Origin of the sequence: Pseudonocardia hierapolitana (assembly GCF_007994075.1) — a bacterium.
In the GTDB taxonomy this organism is placed as follows: Bacteria; Actinomycetota; Actinomycetes; order Mycobacteriales; family Pseudonocardiaceae; genus Pseudonocardia; species Pseudonocardia hierapolitana.
Window position 1 is genome coordinate 5,531,281 of sequence record NZ_VIWU01000001.1, and the last position, 20,913, is coordinate 5,552,193.

Annotated in this window: 17 protein-coding genes; 13 read left to right on the top strand and 4 right to left on the bottom strand. The window is 72.6% G+C overall.

Annotated features, from left to right (window positions below; translation table 11 throughout):
- Positions 1 to 15 precede the first annotated feature (15 nt).
- The 8 genes from FHX44_RS26320 (at position 16) to FHX44_RS26355 (ending at position 11,341) form a co-directional block, all read left to right on the top strand.
- Positions 16 to 3,393, top strand: a complete 3,378-nt coding sequence (locus FHX44_RS26320) for a pyruvate carboxylase (RefSeq protein ID WP_147261470.1) — start codon at positions 16 to 18, stop codon at positions 3,391 to 3,393.
- A complete protein-coding gene (rsmD, locus tag FHX44_RS26325; protein ID WP_147258260.1) occupies positions 3,390 to 3,953 on the top strand; it encodes a 16S rRNA (guanine(966)-N(2))-methyltransferase RsmD in 564 nt (187 codons plus the stop codon). Before FHX44_RS26320 ends, rsmD begins: the two co-directional genes overlap by 4 nt.
- Positions 3,954 to 3,964: 11 nt before the next feature.
- Positions 3,965 to 4,447: a pantetheine-phosphate adenylyltransferase gene (coaD, locus tag FHX44_RS26330; RefSeq protein WP_147258261.1), complete on the top strand. Its 483-nt coding sequence runs from the start codon at positions 3,965 to 3,967 to the stop codon at positions 4,445 to 4,447.
- Positions 4,448 to 4,852: 405 nt separating this feature from the next.
- A complete protein-coding gene (locus FHX44_RS26335; RefSeq protein WP_147258262.1) occupies positions 4,853 to 5,884 on the top strand; it encodes an IS110 family RNA-guided transposase in 1,032 nt (343 codons plus the stop codon).
- 330 nt (positions 5,885 to 6,214) lie between these two features.
- Positions 6,215 to 7,852, top strand: a complete 1,638-nt coding sequence (locus tag FHX44_RS26340) for an IS4 family transposase (RefSeq protein WP_147258263.1) — start codon at positions 6,215 to 6,217, stop codon at positions 7,850 to 7,852.
- Between the two features lie 552 nt (positions 7,853 to 8,404).
- Positions 8,405 to 9,154, top strand: a complete 750-nt coding sequence (locus tag FHX44_RS26345) for an SPFH domain-containing protein (RefSeq protein ID WP_147261471.1) — start codon at positions 8,405 to 8,407, stop codon at positions 9,152 to 9,154.
- Between the two features lie 299 nt (positions 9,155 to 9,453).
- A complete protein-coding gene (locus FHX44_RS26350) occupies positions 9,454 to 10,305 on the top strand; it encodes a MinD/ParA family ATP-binding protein (protein WP_147261472.1) in 852 nt (283 codons plus the stop codon).
- A gap of 73 nt (positions 10,306 to 10,378) precedes the next feature.
- Positions 10,379 to 11,341 carry a MinD/ParA family ATP-binding protein gene (locus tag FHX44_RS26355; RefSeq protein WP_147258264.1) on the top strand — a complete coding sequence of 321 codons (963 nt, stop codon included), beginning with the start codon at positions 10,379 to 10,381 and terminating at the stop codon, positions 11,339 to 11,341.
- A 118-nt stretch (positions 11,342 to 11,459) separates the two neighbouring features.
- On the opposite strand, the gene FHX44_RS26360 is transcribed toward FHX44_RS26355, so the two are convergent.
- On the bottom strand, positions 11,460 to 13,661 hold the full coding sequence (locus FHX44_RS26360) for a hypothetical protein (protein WP_147258265.1): 2,202 nt from the start codon (positions 13,659 to 13,661) through the stop codon (positions 11,460 to 11,462).
- Positions 13,662 to 14,062: 401 nt separating this feature from the next.
- Here FHX44_RS26360 and FHX44_RS26365 point away from each other — a divergent pair, with 401 nt between their 5' ends.
- A complete protein-coding gene (locus FHX44_RS26365) occupies positions 14,063 to 14,782 on the top strand; it encodes a GntR family transcriptional regulator (protein WP_147258266.1) in 720 nt (239 codons plus the stop codon).
- Between the two features lie 78 nt (positions 14,783 to 14,860).
- Positions 14,861 to 16,072 carry a MinD/ParA family ATP-binding protein gene (locus FHX44_RS26370; protein WP_246170596.1) on the top strand — a complete coding sequence of 404 codons (1,212 nt, stop codon included), beginning with the start codon at positions 14,861 to 14,863 and terminating at the stop codon, positions 16,070 to 16,072.
- On the opposite strand, the gene FHX44_RS26375 is transcribed toward FHX44_RS26370, so the two are convergent.
- A complete protein-coding gene (locus FHX44_RS26375; RefSeq protein ID WP_147258267.1) occupies positions 16,066 to 16,449 on the bottom strand; it encodes a hypothetical protein in 384 nt (127 codons plus the stop codon). The two genes, FHX44_RS26370 and FHX44_RS26375, sit on opposite strands and share 7 nt — an antisense overlap.
- Between FHX44_RS26375 and FHX44_RS42320 the strand changes: the two genes are divergently transcribed.
- Complete coding sequence (locus FHX44_RS42320) at positions 16,448 to 16,609, top strand: hypothetical protein (RefSeq protein WP_170309053.1); 162 nt, start codon at positions 16,448 to 16,450, stop codon at positions 16,607 to 16,609. The two genes, FHX44_RS26375 and FHX44_RS42320, sit on opposite strands and share 2 nt — an antisense overlap.
- Before the next feature lie 81 nt (positions 16,610 to 16,690).
- Positions 16,691 to 17,701: a MinD/ParA family ATP-binding protein gene (locus FHX44_RS26380; protein ID WP_147258268.1), complete on the top strand. Its 1,011-nt coding sequence runs from the start codon at positions 16,691 to 16,693 to the stop codon at positions 17,699 to 17,701.
- A gap of 31 nt (positions 17,702 to 17,732) precedes the next feature.
- Here FHX44_RS26380 and FHX44_RS26385 read toward each other — a convergent pair whose 3' ends face one another.
- Both FHX44_RS26385 and FHX44_RS26390 read right to left on the bottom strand, forming a co-directional pair.
- Positions 17,733 to 18,974, bottom strand: coding sequence for a sensor histidine kinase (locus tag FHX44_RS26385; protein ID WP_147258269.1), 1,242 nt, complete (start codon positions 18,972 to 18,974; stop codon positions 17,733 to 17,735).
- Positions 18,950 to 19,651 (bottom strand): response regulator transcription factor, encoded by a 702-nt coding sequence (locus FHX44_RS26390; protein ID WP_212612643.1) that lies wholly within the window; start codon positions 19,649 to 19,651, stop codon positions 18,950 to 18,952. Before FHX44_RS26390 ends, FHX44_RS26385 begins: the two co-directional genes overlap by 25 nt.
- Before the next feature lie 72 nt (positions 19,652 to 19,723).
- On the opposite strand from FHX44_RS26390, the gene FHX44_RS26395 reads away from it, so the two are divergent.
- The gene (locus tag FHX44_RS26395) at positions 19,724 to 20,911 is read left to right on the top strand and encodes an ABC transporter ATP-binding protein (protein WP_147258271.1); all 1,188 of its coding nucleotides are present in this window, start codon (positions 19,724 to 19,726) and stop codon (positions 20,909 to 20,911) included.
- Positions 20,912 to 20,913 lie beyond the last annotated feature (2 nt).

A 20,913-nucleotide genomic window follows, 5' to 3' on the forward strand; every position in this document is an offset into this window, starting at 1 on the left:
CTGGTGACGAACGCGATGTTCCGCAAGGTACTGGTCGCGAACCGCGGCGAGATCGCCATCCGCGCGTTCCGGGCCGCCTACGAGCTGGGTGTGTCCACGGTGGCGGTGTTCCCGTACGAGGACCGCAACTCGCTGCACCGGGCCAAGGCCGACGAGTCCTACCAGATCGGCGAGCCGGGCCACCCCGTGCGGGCCTACCTGTCGGTCGAAGAGATCATCAAGGCCGCGAAGCGGGCCGGGGCCGATGCGATCTACCCCGGGTACGGCTTCCTGTCGGAGAACCCGGACCTGGCCGAGGCGTGCGAGCGGGAGGGCATCACGTTCGTCGGCCCGCCCACCGATGTGCTGCACCTCACGGGCAACAAGGCGCGCGCCGTCGCGGCGGCCCGCGAGGCCGGCGTGGCGGTGCTGCGCTCGTCCCAGCCGTCCGACGACGTCGACACCCTGCTCGCGGCGGCCGAGGAGATCGGCTTCCCGATCTTCGTGAAGGCGGTGGCCGGCGGGGGCGGGCGCGGGATGCGCCGCGTCGAGGAGCCGCACACGTTGCGCGAGGCGGTCGAGGCCGCGATGCGGGAGGCCGAGTCGGCGTTCGGTGACGCCACGGTGTTCCTCGAGCAGGCGGTGGTGAACCCGCGCCACATCGAGGTGCAGATCCTCGCCGACGGCCGCGGCAACGTCGTGCACCTCTACGAGCGCGACTGCTCGGTGCAGCGGCGCCACCAGAAGGTGATCGAGATCGCGCCCGCGCCGAACCTCGACCCGGAGCTGCGCGAGCGGATCTGCAACGACGCCGTCGCGTTCGCCCGCCACATCGGCTACGTCAACGCGGGCACCGTCGAGTTCCTGCTGGACGAGCGCGGCAACCACGTGTTCATCGAGATGAACCCGCGCATCCAGGTGGAGCACACGGTCACCGAGCAGGTCACCGACCGGGACCTGGTGATCGCCCAGCTGCGGATCGCGTCCGGGATGACGCTGCCCGAGCTGCGGCTGAACCAGGAGGACGTCACGCTGAACGGCGCCGCCCTGCAGTGCCGCGTCACCACCGAGGACCCGCAGAACGGGTTCCGGCCCGACACCGGCACGATCAGCGCCTACCGCTCGCCCGGCGGCCCCGGCGTCCGGCTCGACGGCGGCACGACGCACACCGGCGCCGAGGTCAGCGCCCACTTCGACTCGATGCTGGTGAAGCTCACCTGCTACGGCCACGACTTCCCGAACGCCGTGCGCCGGGCGCGGCGGGCGATCGCGGAGTTCCGGATCCGGGGTGTGTCGACGAACCTGCCGTTCCTCGCGGCCGTGCTCGACGACCCGGACTTCGCGGACGGCCGGGTCACCACCAGCTTCATCGACCAGCGCCCGCAGCTGCTCGCGGCGCGCAAGCCGGCCGACCGCGGCACGCGGGTGCTGAACTACCTCGCCGACGTCACCGTCAACAAGCCGAACGGGCCGCGGCCGCAGGTCGTCGATCCGGTGGACAAGCTGCCCCGCTGCGACCTCGACGCCGCGGCTCCCGACGGTTCTCGCCAGCTGCTGCGTGAGCGGGGTCCCGAGGGGTTCGCACGGTGGCTGCGTGAGCAGACCTCCGTACCGGTCAGCGACACGACGTTCCGCGACGCCCACCAGTCGCTGCTCGCCACGCGGGTGCGCACCCGCGACCTGCTCGCCGTCGCGCCGCACGTGGCGCGGATGGCGCCGCAGCTGCTGTCCCTCGAATGCTGGGGCGGCGCCACCTACGACGTGGCGCTGCGGTTCCTCGCCGAGGACCCGTGGGAGCGGCTCGCCGCGCTCAGGGAAGCGGTGCCGAACATCTGCACGCAGATGCTGCTGCGCGGGCGCAACACGGTGGGTTACACGCCGTACCCGACGGAGGTGACGGACGCCTTCGTCGAGGAGGCCGCGCGCACCGGGATGGACATCTTCCGGATCTTCGACGCGCTCAACGACGTGGAGCAGATGCGCCCGGCCATCGACGCCGTGCGCGCCACCGGCACCGCGGTGGCCGAGGTGGCGCTCTGCTACACCGCCGACCTCTCCGATCCGGTGGAGAAGCTCTACACCCTCGACTACTACCTGCGGCTCGCCGAGCAGATCGTCGAGGCGGGCGCCCACGTCCTCGCGATCAAGGACATGGCCGGGCTGCTGCGCCCGCCCGCGGCCCGCACGCTCGTCACGGCGCTGCGGGAGCGGTTCGACCTGCCGGTGCACCTGCACACCCACGACACGGCGGGTGGCCAGCTCGCCACGCTCGTCACGGCGATCGACGCGGGCGTGGACGCCGTCGACGCGGCCGTCGCGTCCATGGCCGGCACGACGAGCCAGCCGTCGCTGTCGGCGCTGGTCGCGGCCACCGACCACACCGAGCGCCCCACCGGCCTCTCGCTGGAGGCGGTCGGCGACCTGGAGCCGTACTGGGAGGCCGTGCGGAAGGTGTACGCGCCGTTCGAGGCGGCGCTGCCCTCTCCCACCGGGCGGGTCTACCACCACGAGATCCCCGGCGGGCAGCTGTCCAACCTGCGCCAGCAGGCGATCGCGCTCGGGCTCGGCGACCGGTTCGAGCTGATCGAGGACTGCTACGCCGCCGCCGACCGGATGCTCGGCAGGCTGGTGAAGGTCACGCCGTCGTCCAAGGTGGTCGGCGACCTCGCGCTGCACCTCGTCGGCGCAGGCGTGGAGCCCAAGGACTTCGAGGCCGACCCGGCCCAGTTCGACGTGCCCGACTCGGTGATCGGGTTCCTGCGCGGTGAGCTGGGCGACCCGCCGGGAGGCTGGCCCGAGCCGTTCCGCAGCCGGGCCCTCGAAGGGCGTTCCGCGGAACGCGAGCCCGCCGAGCTGTCAGACGAGGACCGCGCCGCGCTGAAGGACGACCGCCGGGGCACCCTGAACCGGCTGCTGTTCCCCGGGCCGACCACGGAGTTCCTCGCCCACCGCGAGGCCTACGGCGACACGTCGGTGCTCTCGACGAGGGACTTCCTCTACGGCCTCGAACCCGACGTCGAGCACACCGCGCGCCTGGAGCAGGGCGTCACGCTGATCATCGAGCTGGAGGCGATCTCCGAGCCCGACGAGCGCGGCTACCGCAACGTGGTCACCACGCTGAACGGCCAGCTCCGGCCGGTGTCGGTGCGGGACAGGTCGATCGCCACCGACGTCAAGGCCGCGGAGAAGGCCGACCGCTCCGATCCGAAGCACGTGGCCGCGCCGTTCGCAGGCGTCGTGACGCTGCAGGTCGGCGAGGGCGACCGGGTGGAGGCCGGCCAGACCGTCGCCACCATCGAGGCGATGAAGATGGAGGCCTCGATCACCACGCACCAGGCCGGCACGGTCGGCCGGCTCGCGATCGGCAAGGTGCAGCAGGTCGAGGGCGGTGACCTGCTGCTGGTCCTGGAATGACCCGGATCATCGCGGGTGTCGCGGGCGGGCGCCGGATCCTCGTGCCGCCCAAGGGCACCCGGCCGACCTCGGACCGGGTGCGGGAGGCGCTGTTCTCGGCGCTCGACGCCGACCCCGGCCTCGGCGGCGCCGCGGTGCTCGACCTCTGCGCCGGTTCAGGGGCGCTCGGGCTGGAGGCGCTGTCGCGCGGTGCGGTGCACGCGCTCTTCGTCGAGTCCGACCGGCGGGCGGCAGGGGTGCTGCGGCGCAACACCGCCGAGCTCGGGCTGGCGGGAGCGCAGGTCCGGGTGGCGCCGGCCGCCACCGTGCTCGCATCGCCCGCCGAGCGGGCGTACGACGTGGTGCTCGTCGACCCGCCCTACGACGTGCCTGCCACGGAGGTGGCGGGGTGGCTCGCGGCCGCCGCGGCGCACGGCTGGCTCGCCGCCGACGCCGTCGTCGTGGTGGAGCGGGCCGGACGCGACGGGCCGTTCCCGTGGCCGCCCGCGCTGCGGGCCGGGCGGGAGCGCCGGTACGGCGACACGACCCTGCACACGGCCGTTCACGAGCCGGAGCGGTAGCGTCCCCGCTCGTGACGCGCGCCGTCTGTCCAGGATCGTTCGACCCGCCCACCAACGGGCACCTCGACGTCATCAGCCGCACCGCGGCGTTGTTCGACGAGGTCGTCGTCGCCGTGCTCGTGAACAAGTCCAAGAAGGGCATGTTCAGCGTGGACGAGCGCATGGCGCTGCTCGCCGAGATCACCGCGCCGTACCCGAACGTCCGGGTCGACTCGTTCCACGGGCTGCTGGTCGACTACTGCCGCGCCCACGAGATCCAGGCGATCGTCAAGGGCCTGCGGGTGGTCACCGACTTCGACTACGAGCTGCAGATGGCCCAGATGAACCAGCGGCTCTCCGGGGTCGACACGCTGTTCATGTCGACGAGCCCGGAGTACGGGTTCGTGTCGAGCTCGCTGGTCAAGGAGGTGGCGACGTACGGAGGCGACGTCGCGCACCTGCTGCCGGAGACGGTCCACCGGCAGCTGCTGGAGCGGATCGCCGAGCGCGGGTAGCGCCCCGTCCCGGGTGGGTGTCCTGGCCTCGGGCCTCGGGGGCGGCGGGCCTCCGAGTGGCGGGCCTCCGGGTGGCGGGCCTCCGAGTAGCAGGCCTCCGAGTAGCAGGCCTCCGAGTAGCAGGCCCCTCCCAGGTCAAGGGCGCCTCAGTGTCAGGCTGAGGGCTGCTGCTGTTGATCGGCAGCGGTTAGGGTCCGGCCCTGATCACGTGGTGACTCTCAAGGGCGCTGCCACCGTTGGTTGGCTTGCCGCAGAACTGTCGAGCGTGGTCAGGGTTCGGGCCGGCTGGCCTGACTTGATAGAAGCGTGGGCTAGACGCCATCCCCTCGACTGAGGTGTGTCCGACCAGCCGACCCGATCCGGATGCCTGTCTCCTGATCTGGAAGGAAGGACACCCGGACGTTCATGGTGGTCATTGGGATCGATCCGCACAAGCGGACCCACACCGCGGTCGCCGTCGACGAGGTGGGGCGCAAGCTGGGCCAGGTGACGGTCGCCTCCACCCCGGAGGGGTGGTTGCGGTTGTGGGCGTGGGCGGGCGGGTTTGGGCCGGACCGGCGGTGGGCGGTCGAGGACGGCCGCGGGGTGGCCGGGCGGCTGGTGCGCACCCTGATCGGGCACGGCGCGAGCGTGGTGTGGGTGCCGCCCAAGCTGATGGCCCAGAGCCGGGCCAGCGCGCGCACGCGCGGCAAGTCCGACTCGATCGACGCGCTGGCCATCGCCCGCGCCGCGCTGCGCGAGCCGGACTTGCCGGCCGCGCACCTGGATGAGGTGGCCGCTGATCTGCGGCTGCTGACCGACCGGCGCGAGCAGCTGGTCAAGTGGCGCACCCAGACGATCAACCAGCTGCGCTGGCACCTGCACGACCTGGACCCCGGCGCCGGGCGGTTGAACAGTGCCCGTCAGCTGGACCGGCTGACCGCCGGGCTGGAGGCGCTGCCGGCGAGCGTGCGCCGCGACCTGGCGCTGGAGCTGGTCGGCGAGATCCGTCGGCTGCGCGAACAGATCCGCCGGTTGGACAAGCAGCTGGGCGAGCTGGTCGTCCCGCTGGCCCCGACCCTGCTGGCCATCGTCGGGGTCAACGTGGTCACCGCCGCGAAGATCATCGGTGAGGTTGCTGGGATCTCCCGGTTCCGGTCCGCGGCGGCGTTTGCCATGCACGCCGGTGCCGCCCCGATCCCGGTCTGGAGTAGTAACCGGCCCCAGGTGCGGCTCAACCGCGGCGGCAACCGGCAACTCAACGCCTGCCTGCATCGCATCGTCATCGCCCAGCTCAGCCACAAACCCGAGGCGCGGGCCTGGCGCGAACGCTGGACCCAGCGCCGACCCAACGCCACCGGCAAGGCGGCGCTGCGCGCCCTCAAACGCCACCTCGCCGACGTCGTCTACCACGCCCTGCTCACCGACCACCGCCGCCAACTCCCAGCGACCGCTTGACATAGAAGCTTCTGCGGCGTCGCTCCGCGATCGCTGCGCGACCCTTGACCTCCGAGCCTCTGCGGCCCCTCCGGGCAGCACTACGCGGGCAGGCCGGGGGCCTGCCCGGTGGGCGCGCGGCGCCGTCAGGAGGCGGTCTCGGGCGTGATCAAGGGCTGATGGCCGCGATCAAGGGCTGATGGTCGCTGTTGAAGATCAACCAATGCCGCGACGTTAAGGGTGAGACGATCAAGTCAAGGCTGTGGGGCGGCGTGTCGGGGAGATAGGTAACGGGACCTCTGGTAGGTCGGGGCAACCCATCACGATCTTCCCGGTCTACCTGAGGTCCCGTTGCCTGCGCAGTCTGCCACGACCACGTTCACCCGCACCGTCACCGTGGCCGCGGGCGTGTTCGCCCCGGGTCATCTCGGTGAGTTGACCCCGTATCTGCCGTTCGAGCTGGTCGATGACGTGCTGGCGCAGACCGGGACGGTGCAGCGGCGGCTGCGGGTTCTGCCCTCGCGGGTCGGGGTGTATTTCGTGCTGGCGCTGGGGTTGTTCCCGCGGTTGGGCTACGCCCAGGTGTGGGCGAAGCTGACCGGCGGGCTGGCCGGATTGGCCGGGCTGGCGGTGGCGCGCCCGTCGGAGAAGGCGTTGCGGGATCTGCGGCGCCGGTTGGGCCCGGCCCCGGTGCAGGCCCTGTTCGAGGTGGTGGCCGGGCCGCTCGGGCAGCCACGCACCCCGGGGGTGTGTTTCGCCGGGCTCCGCACGGTCGCCTTCGACGGCTGCCACTCGTTGAAGGTCCCCGACACCGACCGCAACCGGTCCTGGCTGGGCCGGATCCTGCACAAGACCGGCTTTGCCGGCTACCCGACGCTGCGGCTGATGGGCCTGGTCGAGACCGGTACCCGCGGCCTGCTCGGCGCCGCGCTCGGCTCGGCCCGCCACCGCGGCGGCGGCGAGGTCGCCCTGGCCCGGCGCCTGCTCGGGCACCTGGGCCCGGGCATGCTGGTGCTGGCCGACCGGGCCTTCGACACCAACGCCTTCCTGCACGAGGCCGCCGCCACCGGGGCGCACCTGCTGGTCCGCACCAAAGCCACCCGCGTCCCGGGTGTGCTGGCGCATCTGTCCGACGGCTCCTACCTGACCCGCATCGGCAGGCGCCAGCGCGGACGCCAACTGCGGGTCATCGATGCCCACCTGAGGATGTCCGGTGCTGATGGCAGCCGGGTCGGTGACCGCTACCGGCTGATCACCACCCTGACCGACCACCGCCGCTACCCCGCCGAGGCGCTGATCCGGCTCTACCACGAACGGTGGGAGATCGAATCCGCCTACCTGGCGCTGCGCCACACCCTGCTGGCCGGGCACGTCCTGCGCTCCGGTGACCGCCCCGGCCTGGAACAAGAAACCTGGGCCCTGCTCACGCTCTACCAACTCCTGCGCATGGCCATGGTCGAGGCCATCGAGACCCGCCCCGGCACCGACCCAGACCGGGCCTGCTTCACCACCGCCCTGGAAACCGCCCGCACCCAACTCACCGGAGCCCACGGCATCTGCGGACCAACCGGCCACATCGGCGAGATCGGCCAGGCCGTCCTGTCCACCCTGCTGCCCGACCGCCGCCCCCGCTACAGCGCCCGCACCGTCAAATGCGGGACCTCCCGCTACGCCTACCGCGACCCCACCGACCCCCGCCCCGACATCCCCACCGCGATCACCGCCATCGACATCACCATCCGGACCCCACCCCTGACCGCCCCACCACCCACCAAACCGGCCCCACCACCCACCACCCGCACCCAAGTCATCGCCCTGATGAACACCGACCCCCACCGCGGCTGGACCGGACACGAACTGGCCACCGCACTCGGACGCCCACCCCGCAACCTGCTCACCCAACTCGCCGAATGGACCCGCCACGGCTTCTTCACCCGGGTCGCCACCAGCACCTACGCCCTCAACACCCCGACCGACCAAGACCCTTGACGATCAGCCCCCCGGCTTAACGTCGCGGCATTGGAAGATCAACTAGCCACCATTTCGCCTTGATCGCCGATCAGGCCCCGGTGTCCGGCTGTGGTTGGTCCTCATCGGGGGGAAGGTCGCCGATTCGGTGCGCTCACGGCGGGCCGGGCAGCCGTGGGTGCGCCAGATCGCCGATCATCAGGGTGCGGGGGCCTCATGATCGGTGTTTCGGCGCGTTCACGGCCGGATTCCGCCGTGGGGGCGCCGACGCCTCGATCATTCCCGTGGGACCGCCTTCGGTGGTGCCGCGCGCCCGAAGGGCAGGCCCGTGGCCTGCCCGTGTTGTGCTGCCCGGAGGGGTCGCAGAGGCTCGGAGGTCAAGGGTCGCGTAGCGATCGCGGAGCGACGCCGTAGGCGCCCTTGAGCTCTGAGGGGCGGCCCCGCACGATGCGCGGCGCCACCGAAGGCCCACGCCCCACGAGCGAGCATCCCGTATCACTCGTTCGGAACTTGACACGCGCGGGCCACGCGCAATACGCGGTTCGGGCGAAGGCCGGTGAGAGGATGCGCAGTGTGTACCGGGTCTTCGAATCGCTCGACGCGCTGGTCACGGTCGTCGAGGAGGCTCGGGGTGTCCCGATGACCTCCAACTGCGTCGTGCCGCGCGGTGAGGTGCTCGACCTGCTCGACGACGTGCGCGAGGCGCTGCCGGGCGAGCTCGACGACGCACAGGACGTCCTGGATCGCCGCGACGAGATCGTCGACGACGCCACGCAGGAGGCCGAGCAGACGCGCGGCACCGCCCAGGCGGAGGCCGAGCAGCTCGTGTCGGACGCGCGTGCGGAGGCGGAGCGGTTGGTCGCCGAGGCGCGGGCCGAGGCCGAGCAGACGGTGGCCCGCGCCCGCCACGAGGCCGAGCGCGCGGTGGCCGAGGGGCGCCGCCAGTTCACCGAGCTGACCGACCGGGCCAAGGCGGAGGCCGACCGGATCGCCCACGCCGGCCGGGCGGCGCACGACCGGTACATCGCAGACGGGCAGGCCGAGCAGGCGCGGCTGGTGTCGCAGACCGAGGTCGTCCGCGCGGCGCACGCCGAGGCGGCCCGGGTCGTCGACTCCGCCGAGGTCGAGGCCGACCGGCTGCGCCAGGAGTGCGACGGCTACGTCGACGCGAAGCTCGCCGAGTTCGAGGACGCCCTCGGCAAGGCGCTGCGCACGATCACTCGCGGCCGCAGCAACCTCTGGCGCGGCGCTCCGCAGAACGGCGCAGCCGGAGTTGGCCTGAACGGGCGCTCCTCCGGTACCGGCATGGATCTCATCGACTGAGTCCCCGTCCGGTTTCTGATCGATCACCATCGGGGGACGTCGGCTACCGCGCGCGTTACGCTCACCCCGTGGTGCGCCGTCGGGTCGAACCAGACCCCTCGATCTGGTGGGAGCGGTACGGTCATCGGCTCGAACCGCAATCGCTGCGGCACACCGAGTGGGGACCCGAACATCCAGGGGGTGCAGTGAGTTCGACGGGGTCCGCGTCTCCGCTCGGTCCTTCGCAGGAGGACTCCGGCGGCAGCGCGACGGCGCTCGACGCCGATGCGATCCTCCGGGCCCGGCCCGACGAGCCATCGATGGGGTGGCGCCGTGCGTTGCTGCGGGCCACCGGCGGTGTGATCAACCCGGGCCCGAGCGCGGCCGAGGTGCGCTGGCGTGGCCTGCTGCACCGGATCCGGCGGCCCCTGATCCAGTCGCACCGCATCGCGGTGAGCTCCATCAAGGGCGGGGTCGGCAAGACCACGGTGTCCACCCTGCTCGGGCTCGTCATGGCCGAGAACCGGGGCGACCGCGTGATCGTGCTCGACGCCAACCCCGATGCCGGCACGCTCGCCGACCGGCTCACCGGGGAGTCCTCGGTCACGGTGCGGGAGCTGCTGCGCGACCTCGACCGGATCCACTCCTGGACCGAGGTCTCGCGCTACACGAGCCTCGCCGGGCGGCTGCAGGTGCTGGCCTCCGAGCAGGACCCTGCCTCCAGCGACGCGTTCAGCCGCGAGGAGTACCAGCAGATCTGCGCGTTGCTGGACCGCTTCTTCAACATCATCATCACCGACTCGGGCACCGGTCTCGTGCACTCGGCGATGGAGGGCACGCTCAAGCTCGCCGACAGCCTCATCGTGGTGGGCGCTCCCACCGTCGACGGCGCGGGCCGGGCCAGCAAGACCCTCGACTGGCTGCTCGCCCACGGCCACTCCGCGCTCGCCACCGAGGCCGTCGTGGTGCTGTCGTGCGACCGCACGAGCGCCGAGGTCGACCAGGAGCGGATCCGCAAGCACTTCGCGGCCCGCAGCCGGGCGGTCGTGGAGATCCCGCACGATCCGCACCTGGCCACGGGCGGTCGCGTCGAGCTCGCCCACCTGCGCCCGGCCACCCGCGACGCGGCCTACGAGCTCGCCGCCCTGATGGCCGATCGTTTCACCACGTGAGCGAGCTCGCGAGCGAACCGGTCGACACAGCAGCGTCGCGAACGCGGCCGACGAGCGTCAGCGAGGAGGTTGCGTGAGCGAGACCGGCGAGATCCTCGAGGGCAGATCAAGCGAGCTCACCGAGGACGCGATCGTCCGCTTCCGCGGTGAGCGCCCCGAACACGGCTGGCGCGGCCTGCTGTACCGCCTCACCGGCGGTCTGGTGAACCCGGGCCTCGGTGCGCCCGAGCGGGCCCGCCGCGACCGGCTGCGGCGTATCCGCCGCCCGGTCCCGGGCACGCACCAGATCGCCGTGAGTTCGATCAAGGGTGGCGTCGGCAAGACCACGGTGTCGGCCTGCCTCGGGCTCGTGCTCGCGGAGCACCGCGGCGACCGGGTGATCGCACTGGACGCCAACCCGGACGCGGGCACGCTCGCCGACCGGCTCACCGGCGACACGTCGGTCACCGTGCGGCACATGCTGGAGAACCTCGAGTCGGCGTACTCGCTCGCCGACGTGGCCCGCTACACGAGCCTCGCCGGCCGGCTGCAGGTCCTCGCGTCCGAGCAGGACCCGGCGATGAGCGAAGCGTTCGACCGCGCGGGGTACGAGCGGGTGTGCTCCGTGCTCACCCGCTTCTACAACGTCATCATCACCGACTCCGGCACCGGCCTGGTGCACTCCGCGATGGAGGGCACGCTCGCGCTGGCCGACAGCCTCGTGGTGGTCGGTGCCCCCACCGTCGACGGCGCCAGCCGGGCCAGCAAGACCCTCGACTGGCTCGTGGCGCACGGCTACGAGGCTCAGGTCGCCCACGCCGTCGTCGTGCTCTCCTGCGACCGCACGAGCTCCGAGGTGGACCCCAAGCGCGTGCGCGGGCACTTCGAGGACCGCTGCCGCGGCGTCGTGGAGATCCCGCACGACCCGCACCTCGCCTCCGGCAGCCGGATCGAGCTCGAGCGGCTGCGGCCGGCCACCCACGACGCCTTTCTCGCCCTGGCGGCCCTGCTCGCCGACGGTTTCGGCGGCCGCCCGCCCACCCCACCGCCTGCCTGATCAAGCGCGCTCGAGCGCGGGCGCGAAGGTCGGCTCGCATTGATCGAGCCGTCAGAGGGTCGAACGACACGAGCCCCGCCGCACCAGGTGCAGCGGGGCTCGCGCGTCGCCGGGAAGGTCAGTCGTCGTCCCCGCCGCCGGAGTCGCCGTCGTCAGAGCCCGAGTCGCCGTCGTCCGACCCCTTGTCGGACTTGCCGCCGTCGTCGTCCCCGCCGTCGTCGGAGTCGCCCTTGTCGGAGTCGCCCTTGTCGGAGTCGCCCTTGTCGGAGTCGCCCTTGTCGGAGTCGCCCTTGTCGTCGTCCGAGTCGCCCCGGTCGGAGTCGCCCCGGTCGCCCCTGTCGTCGTCCTTGTCGCCGCGGTCCTCGTCGCGGTCGCCCTTGTCGTCGTCCTTGTCGCCGCGCTCCTCGCGGTCGTCGCGGTCGTCGCGGTCGTCGCGGTCCTTGTCGCGGTTGCGTTCGCGTTCGGCCTTGCCGCTGGGCTTCTTGCGGTCGTTGTCGTCGTCGGCGCGCTCTTCGGAGCCGCGGTCGTCGCGGTCCTTGTCGCGGTTGCGCTCGCGTTCGGCCTTGCCGCTGGGCTTCTTGCGGTCGTTGTCCTCGTCGGCGCGCTCTTCGGAGTCGTCCTTGTCGCGGTCGTCGCGGTCGTCGTCCCGATCGTCGCCGCCGAGAATTCCGTCGGTGATGCCACGGAGTCCGCCGCGGTCGTCGTCGTCGTCATCGTCGTCGCGCTCGCGCCGGCTGCTGCGGTCGTCGTCATCGCCGCGGTCGTCGTCGCGGTCGTCGCGGTCGGACAACCAGCTCGAACGGTCGTCGTCGTTGTCGTCGTCGCGGTCGCCACGGTCGGACAACCAGCCCGAGCGGTCGTCGCGGTCGTCGTCGCCCCGGTCGTCGCGGTCGTCGTTGCGGCCACGGCTCTCGCCGCGGTCGTCGTCCTTGTCGTCGTCCCGGTCGGCGCCGCCGAGCAGCCCGCCGGTCACACCGCGCACGACGCTGCCGAGCCCGCCGCCGTTGTCGCCGCGGTCGTCGTTGCCGGCGCTGTCGTCGGCGTTGCCGTTGGTGCTGCCGTTGGTGCCGTCGGCGCTGCCGTCGTTGTCGCGGGTCTCGCGCTTGTTCGCGCTCTCGTCGCGGTTGGTGGTGTCACCCTGGCCGAGCGCACTGCCCAGCGCGCTGGCGACGGACTGGACGGGGCCGTCGGGCTTGTCGCCGCCGTTCGCCTCGTCCGAGCCGCTGTCGGAGCCCGGGTTGCCGCCACCGTCGGCGAGGATGTCCGGGGTGTTCGGCCGCTCCGGGTCGGGCGGTGCGGTGGTGCCGACGTCGCCGCGCTCCTCGTCGTCGTCCTCACGGCGCTGGGTGGCGGCGGGATCCTGGTCGTCGGCGGCCTTGTGCTCCTGGTCGTCGTCCTTCTCGGCCGGGTCGGGGCGGCCCTCGGCGACGGCCTTGACCCGCTCGACGATGGGGGTCGTCTCGTCCTTCTCGGCCGGCAGGGGGGCGCTGAGCGCCTGCTCCACGCCGTTGCGCAGGTCGGTGAGCGCCTGGGCGGCGTGGTCACGCTGCTGGCGGCGGATGTCGCGCTGGGACTCGAGCTGCCGCAGCGCCTCCTGGTAGTCCGGGGAGGCGGCGGTGGTGGTGCTCTCGTTGAGCGTGCGCTCGACGGCATCGAGCTGGGCCTGCGCCGAGGTCAGCTCCGAGGTGCGTTCGGGCAACGCCTTGAACGCCTCGAGCTGGGACATCAGGGTGGCGCGCTGCTGCTCGAGCAGCGCCTTGCGCTCCTTGAGCGCCTGTACTGCCGCGGGTTCCTGCGCGCGGCGCTGGGCGGGAAGGGCGAGCCAGGTCGCCTCGGCCTGGGCTACGGCGTCGAGCTGGCTGCTCAGCGACGCGAGCACGACCTCCGCCTTGTCGACCCACACGTCAGCGTCCATCGACGGCTGGTTCGCGGCCTGCGGGGGCAGCGGGGTGGGCGTGGTGGGGATGATGCCCTCGTTGACGAAGTAGCTGGCACCACCCGCCACGAGGCTCGCGATGGCCACGCTCGCGATGGCGCGTCGCCGCATCTGGGTGACGGCGTTCTTGCGGTCGGCGGCGGTGCGGGCCGGCTTCTGCTTCTTGACGCGCTGGGACGTGATGGTGCGGACGGTGCGCGTGGACGACGCGGCCGGCAGCGTGGGGGGAGCCACCGTCCACGCCGCGGCCGGGCTCCACTCGCGCTCTGGCACCGGAGCCGGCTCGGGCTCCTCCTGACGGGGCAGGCCGAGCGGGGAGGGCAGCTCGGTGGTGGGCTGCTCGCTGAGCGGCTGCTCGGACGGCTGGTCCTTCGGTGCTTGCACGATCGGCTGCGTGACGTCCGCCGCCGCGGGTTGCGGCGCGGTTGCGTCGATTCGAGCGGCATGGCGCATCTTGCGTGCGGCCGCGCGGTGAGCAGGCGAGCAGTACAGGCGCCGTGGCCCCCCGTCCTCCGGCTGCTCGACGATCTCATCGCATCCGGGCAGGGCACACTGCTGTGGCCCGTCGGTCATGTCGTCCCCCCAAGGACAGCTCAGCGCTGCCGTGAATCACGGCGAGCCTTCACCCGATCGTGGGGCAGCGTACTGCCAATCGGGTGTCGACACGATGTCGAGTCGACCTTGATCCGATGAAGTCGCTCAGCGTGATCAACCGACTTCGGTCGATCACGCCGAGCCACGTTTGTCGTTCGATTGTTGTACGATCCTTCAAAAGGCACAACCCCATGTTCTGCCGAACCGCTGGAGGCGAGTTGACCACGGAAGCCTTGGCCGCCGACCGCGCCCTGCTGTCGCGGACGAGCACAGCCGAGCGGGTCGCAGCCATCCTGCGCACGCGCATCATCGAGGGGTACTTCCCGCCCGGCACCCGGCTCGCCGAAGACGCCATCGGCAGCGCCCTCGGCGTCTCCCGCAACACGCTGCGGGAGGCGTTCCGGCTCCTGTCGCACGAACGCCTGCTCACCCACGAGCTCAACCGCGGCATGTTCGTGCGGACGCTCACGGTCGAGGACCTGGTCGACCTGTACCGGGTGCGCCGGTTCGTCGAGTGCGGCGTGATCCGCACCGTCACGGGCCCGCATCCGGGGCTCGACGCCGTCGCCGCCGCCGTCGCCGACGGGGAGGAGGCGCTGAGCAGCCGCGAGTGGCAGGCCCTCGGCACGGCCAACATCAAGTTCCACCAGGCGCTCGTGGCGCTCGCGGGCAGCCCGCGCTCCGACGAGCTGATGAGCGGCATCCTGGCCGAGCTGCGGCTGGTGTTCCACGTCATGGCCGACCCGCGGCGCTTCCACGAGCCCTACCTCGCGCGCAACCGGCAGATCCTGGAGCAGCTCCAGCGCGGTGACGGGCCGGGCGCGGCCGAGGCGCTGGACGTCTACCTGCGTGACGCCGAGAACCAGCTCGTACAGGCCTTCGCCGACAGGGAGGCCGAAGAGGGGGCGTGAGCGGGCCCGCGAACCGGCGGGGGGACGCCCGGGCAAGATAGGTACGTTCGCGGTCGGACCAGGGGGAACGGGTAGCGCATGCCGAAGCGATCGTTTGCACCGCCGGACGGGGGCACGGCCCGGCAGGAGCCGACACCGCAGAACCCGCCGACACCCGACCCGCCCCCCGCCGACGCCCCGGTCGCACAGGCCGCGCCCACCGAACCGGCCGCGCCCACCCAACCCGTACCCGCCGAACCGGCGCAGCCGGAGCCGTTCCGTGCAGAGCCGGTGCAGGTGGCGCAGGTGGCGCCACCGGTCGCCGAACAGGTCGTCCCGCCGTTGCTGCCGGACCGGCCGGCGGTGGACCCGCGGTCCCACACCGCGTCCGAGCTCACCGAGTACACGATCGTGCGCAGGCGGTCGGACAGGCCCGGCTCGGGGTGGCGGCGTGCCGTGCACGTCGCGAGCATCGGGATGGTCAACCCGGGCATCGGCCCTGCCGAGCAGCGCCGGCAGGAGCTGGCGCTGCGCATCCGCTGCCCGCTGCCGGGACCGCGGCAGATCGCAGTTGCGTCGATGAAGGGCGGGGTCGGCAAGACCACGGTCACGGCCATGCTGGGGCTGATGCTCGCCGAGCACCGCGGCGACCGGATCGTGGCGCTCGACGCCAACCCGGACGCAGGCACCCTGGCCGACCGGCTCACCGGCCGCACCGACTCGACCGTCCGCGACCTGCTCGACTCGCTCGGCAACGTGGGCTCGCTGAGCGACATCGCCCGGTTCACCACACTGTCCGGCCGCCTCCAGGTGCTCGCCTCCGAGCAGGACCCCGCCCGGGGCGAGGCCTTCGACCGGGCCGAGTACGAGCGCGTGTGCGCGGTGCTGTCCCGCTTCTACAACGTGGTCGTCACCGACTCCGGCACCGGCATGGTGCACTCGGCGATGGACGGCACGCTCGCGCTCGCGAACGGCCTCGTGATAGTGGGGTCGCACACGGTCGACGGCGCGAGCCGGGCCAGCAGGACGCTGGACTGGCTGGTGGCGCACGGGCACCACGAGCTGGTCGAGCGGGCGGTCGTGGTGCTGTCGCAGGACCGCACGAGCCCGGAGATCGACGGCGAGCGGCTCGTGGCCCACTTCGCGGCGCGCTGCCGGGCCGTCGTGCAGGTGCCCCGCGACCCGCACCTGGCCACTGGCGGCCGGATCGAGCTCGACAAGCTCAGGCAGGCCACCTCGGACGCCTTCCTCGAGCTCACCGCCCTCGTCGCCGACGACTTCGGCAATCCGCCGCCCGCCCGCCGTCAGTAGCGGGACACTGGCCGCCCGCCGCATGGATCCGGACCCGCGTGGCAGCGTCGAGGGGGCAACGGCACCATGCCCAGTGTGAAGATCTTGTATACGCAGTCCCGGAGCGCGGCTGCGCGCCTGCTCGTCGCCGTGGCGTCGGTCGCGCTGCTGACGGCGGGGTGCTCCTCGAGCGTCACGGGCGAGGCGTCCCCCGCATCCGACGCCCCGTCGGATGCGGGCGCGTCACCGTCGCCGTCGCGCTCATCGGGCCGGCCCGCCGCCGGGACCTGCCAGATCAAGGTCTCGACGAACGGGTCCATCGTGAGCCGCGGCGCGGGCGGGCGGACGATCACGACGAACGGCCGCACCTCCTTCTCCTGCGGCAGGCAGGGGCCCATGATCGCGATCGAGTCGATCGACGCGTCCGGGGTGACCTTCTCAGCGGACGGGGCGCCCGTGACGGTGGCGCCGGGGGCGACCGAGACGGTCGGCGCCTATCGGATCTCGGTGAGCACGGCGGACGCGAGTGGCGCGGAGTTCCAGGTCGAGCCCGCCTGATCGTCGGTGCGAGTTGCGCGCGGTAGCCTGCATCCCGTGCCGAGATCATCGGCGATCGGCCGGGGCCGGGGGGTTTGACTGGTGAGCGCGGAGGACGCAGATCCGGATCACGGGCACTTCGGGGCTGCTGAGATCCCCGATGCCGGGGACCTCACCGCCGACACGATCGTCCGTCGCCGGGTCGACCGTCCGCAGGGTGGCTGGCGCGGGGCGGTGTTCACCGCCAGCCGCGGGCTGCTGAACCCCGGCGTGGGCCCCGAGGAGCACGCGTACCGGGACCAGGTGCGGCGGATCCGCCGACCGCTCGGCAGCGCCCACCAGATCGCCATCACCTCGATCAACGGCGGCGTCGGGAAGACCACGGTGGCGGCGTGCGTCGGGCTGGTGCTGGCCGAGCACCGGGGCGACCGCGTGGTGGCGCTCGACGCCAGCCAGAACGCGGGCACCCTGGCCGACCGGCTCACCGGCGACACGTCGCGGACGGTGCGTGACATGCTCGGGGAGATCGATTCCCTGACGTCCCTCGCCGACGTGTCCCGCTTCACGAGCCTCGCCGGCAGGTTGCAGGTGCTCGCGTCGGAGCAGGACCCGGCGATGAGCGAAGGGCTCGACCGGGCCGAGTACGAGCGCGTCAGCGAGGTGCTGCGCCGCTTCTACAACGTGGTGATCACCGACTCCGGCAGCGGACTCGTGCACTCGGCGGTCGGGGGCACGCTCGCGCTGGCGCACAGCCTGGTGATCGTCGGGTCTCCCACCGCCGACGGAGCGAGCCGGCTGAACAAGACGCTCGACTGGCTCCTCGTGCGCGGGCCCGCCGAGCGCGTGGCCGACTCGGTGATCGTGCTCACGTGCGACCGGGCCAGCAGGCACATCGACACCGACCGGGTGCGGCGCCACTTCGAGGCGCGCTGCCGCGCGGTGATCGAGGTGCCGTTCGACCCGCACCTGGCCACCGGCGCGCAGATCGACATGGACCGCGTCCGGCCCGCCACCCACGACGCGTTCCGCACGATCGCGGCCCACCTCGCCGATCGGTTCGACGCCACCCCGATCGGGGTGGGTGCGGAGATGGTGGCGGTCGACCACGTCTGATCGGCCGCCGGGCTGTCGAGCAGGCCGTGAGTCACTGATCCCGGGCCTCGGTGAAGCGCAGCCGGATCCGGGCGCCGCCGAGCGCCCGCGCGCGCTCGACGTGGATCGTGCCGCCGGTCGCCTCCACGGCGTCGCGGGCGATGGCGAGGCCGAGGCCGGTGCCCCCGCCCATGCTCACCCCGCGGCTCAGCGCGCCGGCCGGGTCGGCGACGCCGAGGCCGGCGTCGTCCACCACGAGGCTGACCCACCCGGCGTGGCGGACCACCGTGACGGCGAACGCGGTGCCGGCAGCGGTGTAGCGGAAGACGTTGCCGAGCAGCGCGTCGACGACGGCGGCGAGGTCGTCCTCGGCGAGCGCGATCACCGCGGGCGCCTCGGCGGTGACCGTGCACGAGCGGCCGCTGTGCTGGGCGAGGGCCGACCAGAAGCTCATCCGCCGCCGCACGACCTCCGCCACGTCGCAGCGGGCGGGCCCCTCGGTGCTGGGGGCGGCCCGGATGAGCGCGTCGACGTCGCTCTCCAGGGAGGCGACGGTCTGCTTCACGCGCTCGGCGGCCGGACCGTCGCCGATCCCGCCGGCGTCGAGGGCGAGCGCGGTGAGCGGGGTTCGCAGTCGGTGCGAGAGGTCGGCGGCCAGCTTGCGCTCGCGACTGCGGGCCTCGGCGAAGCGCGCGGTCAGCGCGGCGAGCGCGGTGGCGAGTGCCGCGGTCTCGGGCACCGTCGTCGGACGGGGTGCCGGTAGCGGGTCGTCGTGCCCGATCGCGGCCGCATCCGCGGTGAGCTCGGCCAGTTCGGCGACCACCGGGCGCACGCGGCGGGCCGCCACGACCGCGCCCGCACCCGCGGCCAGCGCGCCCGCGCCCACCAGCAGGGCGGCGAGCCCCAGCTCGGACGTCCCGGGCGCGAGGTGGGGCACGAACACCTCGACGGTGGCCGCGCCCGCGGGCCGGACCAGCACCGTCCCGCCGTCGACCGCCACCTCGGCCGGCGCGACCGCCCCGGGGCCGAGCCGGGACGAGCCGACCGTCGCACCCGCGACGTGCACGGCGAGCCTGCCCTCCCGTCCCGCGGGCGTGCGCCCGATCCCGCGCAGCAGGGCCTCGCGATCGGAGGTGACCTCGGCGAGGCCGACGAGCGCCGCGAGGTCGGCCTCGGACGCGGCCCGCAACCGGTCGCGCTCGTCGAGCAGGTGCCCGACCAGCGCCGTGGCGGTGACGGCCGCGACGGCGGCGGCGGCCGTCGCGAGGATCAGGCGGAGGACGAGGTGGCGCACGGGTCGATCAGCTTGACTCCCACCCCGCGGACCGTGTGCAGGTACCTCGGGTCGGCCGCCGTCTCACCGAGCTTGCGCCGCAGCCAGGACACGTGCACGTCGATGGTCTGGTCCAGGTTCAGCCGGGGCTGGTGCCACACCTCGCGGGCCAGATCCTCCTTCGACACGACCTTCTCGCACCGGGCCGCGAGGTAGGCGAGCAGGTCGAACAGCCGGCGGGAGAGGTCGACGGGGTTCCCGCCAAGGGTCACCTCCCGCCGGACCTCGTCGATGACCAGGTCGCAGACCTTGATCGGTTCGTCGTCCGGCGCTGCGACCCTGGACCGCCGCAGGACGGCCCCGACCCGGGCGGTCAGGACCTCACTGGAGAACGGCTTGGTGATGTAGTCGTCGGCGCCCTCCTTGAGCAGCCGCACGATCGTGGGTTCATCGGTGCGCGCCGTGGCGATGATCACCGGCACCTCGCTGACACCGCGCAGCATCCGCAGCGCCTCGTACCCGTCGAGGTCGGGCAGGCCCAGGTCCAGCACGACGAGGTCGATCTCGTTCTTGGTGACGGTCCCGAGGGCGTCGAGCGCGGTGCCGACCGGCTGCACGACGTGCCCGGCGTCGCGCAGCGCTTCCGTCATCGCCCTCCGGACGGCGTGGTCGTCCTCGACCAGCAACACCAGCGCCATGCACGCACCGTAGACCACCTGCTACCGACCCCCTGCCTACGATTCGACCTCGGCGGCGTCGACGGGAGCATCGTGGCGGGGATCGAGCTGGAGCGCGTCAGCAAGGTCTATCCCGACGGCACGCGCGCGGTCACCGACCTGTCGATCGACGTCATGGACGGGGAGTTCCTCGTGGTGGTCGGCCCGTCCGGCTGCGGAAAGACCACCGCGCTGCGGATGATCGCGGGGCTGGAGAAGATCAGCGACGGCGAGGTGCGCATCGACGGCGAGGTCGTGAACACGGTGCCGGCCCGCGACCGGGACGTGGCGATGGTGTTCCAGTCCTACGCGCTCTACCCGCACCTCACGGTGTTCGACAACATCGCGTTCGGCCTCACGCTCCGCAAGACTCCGCGCGACGTCGTCGAGCGCCGCGTACGTGAGGTGGCCGAGGTGCTGGAGCTCGGCGAGCACCTGCGGCGCAAGCCGCGCCACCTGTCCGGCGGCCAGCGGCAGCGGGTGGCGATGGGCAGGGCGATCGTGCGCGAGCCGCGCGCGTTCCTCATGGACGAACCGCTGTCGAACCTCGACGCGAAGCTCCGCGGGCAGATGCGCGCCCAGATCGCCCGGATCCAGCGCGACCTGGGCGTCACCACCGTCTACGTCACGCACGACCAGACCGAGGCGATGACGCTCGGCGACCGGGTCGCGGTCATGCGCGCGGGTGTGCTGCAGCAGATCGCGTCCCCGCAGCAGCTCTACGACGAGCCGGTGGACATGTCCGTGGCCGGTTTCATCGGATCTCCCGCGATGAACATGGTGGTCGCCGGTTTCGACCTGGACGACGCGGGCCGGGCCGCGGTGTCGTTCGGCGGGCACCGGCTCGCCGTGCCGGAGATCGTGCTGCGCAGGCGGCCCGCGCTCGCAGGCTATGCCGGTCGGCGGCTCGTGCTCGGCATCCGGCCCGAGGACATGGACGACGCCGCGCTCGTCGACGGGCCCGACGGCAGCACGCTCGACTCGGTGGCGGACCTGGTGGAGGCGATGGGCGCGGACGTGATGGTCCACTTCCCGATCGACGCCGAGCAGGCCCGCAGCGAGGAGCACGAGACACTCGACCGGGAGTCCGGCCGCGTACGCGCACCGGGTGGCGGCGCCCTGCTCGTCGGCCGGTTCAGCCCGCGCGTCCGCATCTTCGAGGGCCAGCCGATCACGGTGCGCGTCGACACGGAGGGCCTGCACTTCTTCGACATCGACACCGGCCGCTCGATCCGGCGGTGACG

Excerpts from the sequence above, each read along its gene's own strand:
- FHX44_RS26370 (WP_246170596.1), top strand. The coding sequence starts at position 14,861 with ATGCCGAAGCGATCGTTTGCACCGCCGGACGGGGGCACGGCCCGGCAG.
- FHX44_RS26375 (WP_147258267.1), bottom strand. The coding sequence starts at position 16,449 with ATGGGCCCCTGCCTGCCGCAGGAGAAGGAGGTGCGGCCGTTCGTCGTG.
- FHX44_RS26365 (WP_147258266.1), top strand. The coding sequence starts at position 14,063 with ATGTTCTGCCGAACCGCTGGAGGCGAGTTGACCACGGAAGCCTTGGCC.
- FHX44_RS26320 (WP_147261470.1), top strand. The coding sequence starts at position 16 with ATGTTCCGCAAGGTACTGGTCGCGAACCGCGGCGAGATCGCCATCCGC.
- FHX44_RS26350 (WP_147261472.1), top strand. The coding sequence starts at position 9,454 with ATGGGGTGGCGCCGTGCGTTGCTGCGGGCCACCGGCGGTGTGATCAAC.
- FHX44_RS26335 (WP_147258262.1), top strand. The coding sequence starts at position 4,853 with ATGGTGGTCATTGGGATCGATCCGCACAAGCGGACCCACACCGCGGTC.
- rsmD (WP_147258260.1), top strand. The coding sequence starts at position 3,390 with ATGACCCGGATCATCGCGGGTGTCGCGGGCGGGCGCCGGATCCTCGTG.
- FHX44_RS42320 (WP_170309053.1), top strand. The coding sequence starts at position 16,448 with ATGATCGCGATCGAGTCGATCGACGCGTCCGGGGTGACCTTCTCAGCG.
- FHX44_RS26390 (WP_212612643.1), bottom strand. The coding sequence starts at position 19,651 with ATGGCGCTGGTGTTGCTGGTCGAGGACGACCACGCCGTCCGGAGGGCG.